This window comes from Kitasatospora sp. NPDC036755 (assembly GCF_040636595.1).
Classification (GTDB): Bacteria; Actinomycetota; Actinomycetes; order Streptomycetales; family Streptomycetaceae; genus Kitasatospora.
Map to the genome: position 1 here is coordinate 1 of NZ_JBEZUT010000532.1, position 3,835 is coordinate 3,835.

Genomic DNA, 3,835 nt, shown 5'->3' on the forward strand with positions numbered 1-3,835 from the left:
CGTCCTCACGATCAGTGAGCAGATCGACAGGAGGAACGTCCGCGCGTTCACGGACGAGATCGTCCGCATGTCGACTGAACGAACGCGCCCCGGCCGCCCCGGCCGTCCCGCGAGGGACGGCGGTGGCCCGCCCGGCCCCGGCCCTCGGCCTGGACCGCTACCTCGACCGGGACCCCTCGTGACCGGGCGGGGGCGGGCCGGTGAGTAACCACCTCGCGATCGCGACCGTGAGCGAGGCGCTGCGACTGCTCATCAGCCGCTCGCTCTCGCCCGACATCCCGTTCGCGGTCGAGGTCGGCACCCGCAAGCCGCCGACCGAGCCGCCGGCCGACCCGGCCATCACCGTCTTCCTCTACCAGGTCACGCCCAACCCGGCGCTGCGCAACCGTGACGCGCCCACCCGCGCGGCGGACGGCACCGTGCTGAACCGGCCGACCGCCGCCCTCGACCTGCACTACCTGATCAGCTGCTTCGGCGAGGAGTCCCAGCTGGTCGGCCAGCGGCTGCTCGGCTGCGTGGTCCGGGCGCTCGCCGAACAGCCCGTCCTGTCACGGCAGTTGATCGAGGAGGCGGCCGCCCAGCCGTACCTGCTGGGGGCCGACCTCGCCGCCTCGCCGCAGCGGGTGCGCTTCACGCCCACGCCGATGGACCTCGAAGAGCTGTCCAAGCTGTGGAGCACCCTGCTCCAGACGCCGTACGCGCTGTCGGTGACCTACCAGGCCACCGCCGTCCTGGTGGAGGGCCGGGTCGACCCGGTGGCCGGCAAGCCGGTACTGCGCCGCACCGTACGCGCCCTGCCGTCCCGCGGCCCGGTCCTCGACCGGGTGCTCTCCCGGCCGGCCGGATCCCCGGACGCCCCCGGGGAAGGGCCAGTGCCCGCGGACCGGGAGCTGGTGCTGGAGGGCTCCGGCCTGCGCGCGGACCTCGTCGTGGCCCGGCTGGGCGAGCGGCGGGTGCCCGTCCCCGCGGGCGGCGTCCGGGACGACCGCCTGGTGGTCGCCGTCCCGGAGGACCTGCCGCCCGGGGTGTACCGGGTACAGGTGCTGCACGGCCTGGCGCTGGACGGCCGGCCCGCCGCCGAGCACCTCGCCGTGGAGTCCAACGCGCAGACCTTCGCCCGGCAGCCGCGGATCGTCGCGCCGATCGGCACCGCGGACCGCGCCGACGGACCGGCCGGGGTGTCCGCCCGGCTGGACGTCCGGCTGGACCTGCCGCTCCGGGACGACCAGCAGGTCCTGCTGCTGCTGGACGAGCTGCACCCGCCCGCCGGCCGGCCCGGGGCGAGCCACCAGTTCCGCGCGCCCGCCGGGCCGCGGCCCGGCCCGTTCGAGGTCCGGGTGCCGGTCGTCGGCGTACGCCCCACGGCGTACCTGGTGCGGGTCCAGGTGGACGGCGTGCCGAGCGAGTTGACGGTGTCCGCCGACGGGACCTTCACCGGCCCCGTCGTGGACCTGGCGCACTGACCGCAGGACGGGGGAGAGATGAGCACGCGCCGAAGGCAGGGCCGCGCCGGCCCGGTGGACGAACCGCACCGGCAGTCGCTGTCGGCCGCGGTCGCCACCGTGCTCGCACGGGTCGACGCGCACGCGGCCGGCCGCACCGGCGGGCCCTCCCCCGGTGCCGGAGCCACGCCGCCCACCGGTCCCGAGGCCACACCGCCCAGCGGTACCGAGGCCACACCGTCCAGCGGTACCGAGCCCGCACCCGCAGCCGCCGCCCGCCGGAGCGCACGCCGGACGCCCGCCACCGCCCTGGACGTGCTCACCGCCTCCTTCGGGCTCACCCCGTTCGAGCGTGACGTCCTCGTCCTCGCCGCCGCCCCCGAGGTCGACCCCACCGCCGCCGCCCGGTGCGCCGCGGCGGGCGGCGACCCGGCACGCGCCTACCCGACCTTCTCGCTCGCCCTCGCCGCCCTGGACCAGCCGCACTGGAGCGCGCTCACCCCGGTCGGCCCACTGCGCCGCTTCCGGCTCGTCGAACTCGACGACGAGACCGCGCTCACCACCACCCGGCTGCGGACCGACGAACGGGTGCTGCACTTCCTGGTCGGGGTGCCCTACCTGGACGTGCGCCTGCACGGCCTGCTCACCCCGGTCGGGCCGCCCGGCGACCTCCCCGAACCGCACGAACGGTGCGCCGCCGAACTCGCCCGGGGCTGGACCGAGACCGCTCCGGCCGGCCCACCGCACGCCGAACTCACCGGCGCCGACCGCCGGACCCGCTGGGAGATCGCGGCCGCCGCCGCCCACCGCTCCGGACTCGGCCTGTACGCCGCGCACCGCGAGGACCTGCCCACCGACCCCGCCGAACGCGAGCGACTCGCCCGGCTGTGGCAGCGGGAGGCGATCCTGGTCCCCGCCGCCCTGCTGGTCGAGAACGGAGAGCCGGGCCGGGAACGCCCGCACGCCCCGAACGCCACCGAGTCCTTCCTCGCGAGCCTGGCCGTGCCCCTGGTCGTGTCCGGCGACGAACCCCCGCCGGCCGGGGCCCCGGACCGCGCCCGGGTGACCGTACCCCCGCTCGGCCCCGAGGAGCAGCTGGCGATCTGGACCGCGGCCCTGGACGGCGCGCCGGGCATCACCGAAGGTGAACTCCGCGCGCTGGCAGCCCAGTTCTCGCTGCCCGGGCACGTGATCCGCTCGGCCGCGGCGGCGGCCCGGCGGGCCGCCGAGGACGGCCGGGACGTCAGCCCGCTGGCCTGGAACGCCGGACTCGTGGAGGCCCGGATGTCCCTGGACGAGCTGGGCCGCCGGGTCGAACCGCGCGCCGGCTGGGAGGACCTGGTCCTGGAGGAGCGCCAGCGCGCGACCCTGCGCGAGATCGTCGCCCACGTCCGCCGGCGGGGCACGGTCTACCAGGAGTGGGGCTTCGAGTCGGTGCTGCGCCGCGGCCTCGGCGTCACCGCGCTGTTCGCCGGCGGCTCCGGAACCGGGAAGACCCTGGCGGCCGAAGTCGTGGCCGGGCAGCTCGGCGTCGACCTGTTCGTCATCGACCTCTCCCAGGTCGTCAGCAAGTACATCGGGGAGACCGAGAAGAACCTCCGACGGGTCTTCGACGCGGCCGAACGCGGCGGCGCGCTGCTGCTGTTCGACGAGGCCGACGCGCTGTTCGGCAAACGCAGCGAGATCAAGGACAGCCACGACCGCTACGCCAACCTGGAGGTCAGCTACCTGCTGATGCGGATGGAGGCCTACCGGGGCCTGGCCGTTCTCACCACCAACATGAAGAAGGCCCTGGACCCGGCGTTCATGCGGCGGATCCGGTTCGTGGTCGACTTCCCGTTCCCCGGCATACCGGAGCGCGCCGAGATCTGGCGGCGGGTCATCCCGAAGCAGACCCCCAGCGAGGGCCTCGACCCGGAGCGGCTCGCCCAGCTCACCGTGGCCGGCGGCTCCATCCGCAACATCGCCCTCTCCGCCGCCTTCCTGGCCGCCGACGAGGACCGCCCGATGCAGATGCGGCACCTGCTGGCCGCCGCGCGCACCGAGTACCTGAAGCTGGAGCGCTCGCTGACGCCCTCGGAGGTGGGCGGATGGACCTGACCGAGCGGCCCGGGAACGGGACCGGCGGGACCGGGCGCGGCGGGGCCGGGAGCGGCGGGGCCGGGCGCAGCGGAGCCGGGAGCGGGAGCGCGCCCGGCGAGGCCGGGAGCGGCGGAGCCGGACCGCGGCGCCCCGGCCGGATCGAGGTGGAGATCGGCGAGCTGGTCCTCGACGGCTTCGCGCACCTCGACCACGACATGGCGAGCGCGCTTCCTTTCGAGGAGGACCAGATCAGGGCGAGAGCGGAGGCCGTGTCGGCACGGGCTCAGGCGGACGAGATCCGCAGACGCGGT

General features: G+C 75.9%; 2 protein-coding genes and 1 pseudogene. All 3 read left to right on the forward strand.

All coding sequences use genetic code 11. From position 1 onward, the window contains the following. Window positions 1–200: 200 nt before the first annotated feature. Window positions 201–1,463 carry a DUF4255 domain-containing protein gene (locus AB0E96_RS39370; RefSeq protein WP_359831404.1) on the forward strand — a complete coding sequence of 421 codons (1,263 nt, stop codon included), beginning with the start codon at window positions 201–203 and terminating at the stop codon, window positions 1,461–1,463. Window positions 1,464–1,481: 18 nt separating this feature from the next. Continuing rightward, window positions 1,482–3,542 (forward strand): ATP-binding protein, encoded by a 2,061-nt coding sequence (locus tag AB0E96_RS39375; RefSeq protein ID WP_359831406.1) that lies wholly within the window; start codon window positions 1,482–1,484, stop codon window positions 3,540–3,542. After that, window positions 3,533–3,835, forward strand: a pseudogene (locus AB0E96_RS39380) (hypothetical protein); the annotation flags it as partial. The gene AB0E96_RS39375 and the pseudogene AB0E96_RS39380, both read left to right, overlap by 10 nt.

What these genes read in the sequence shown, in the direction of transcription:
- AB0E96_RS39375 (WP_359831406.1), top strand. Translation starts at nt 1,482, where the DNA reads ATGAGCACGCGCCGAAGGCAGGGCCGCGCCGGCCCGGTGGACGAACCG.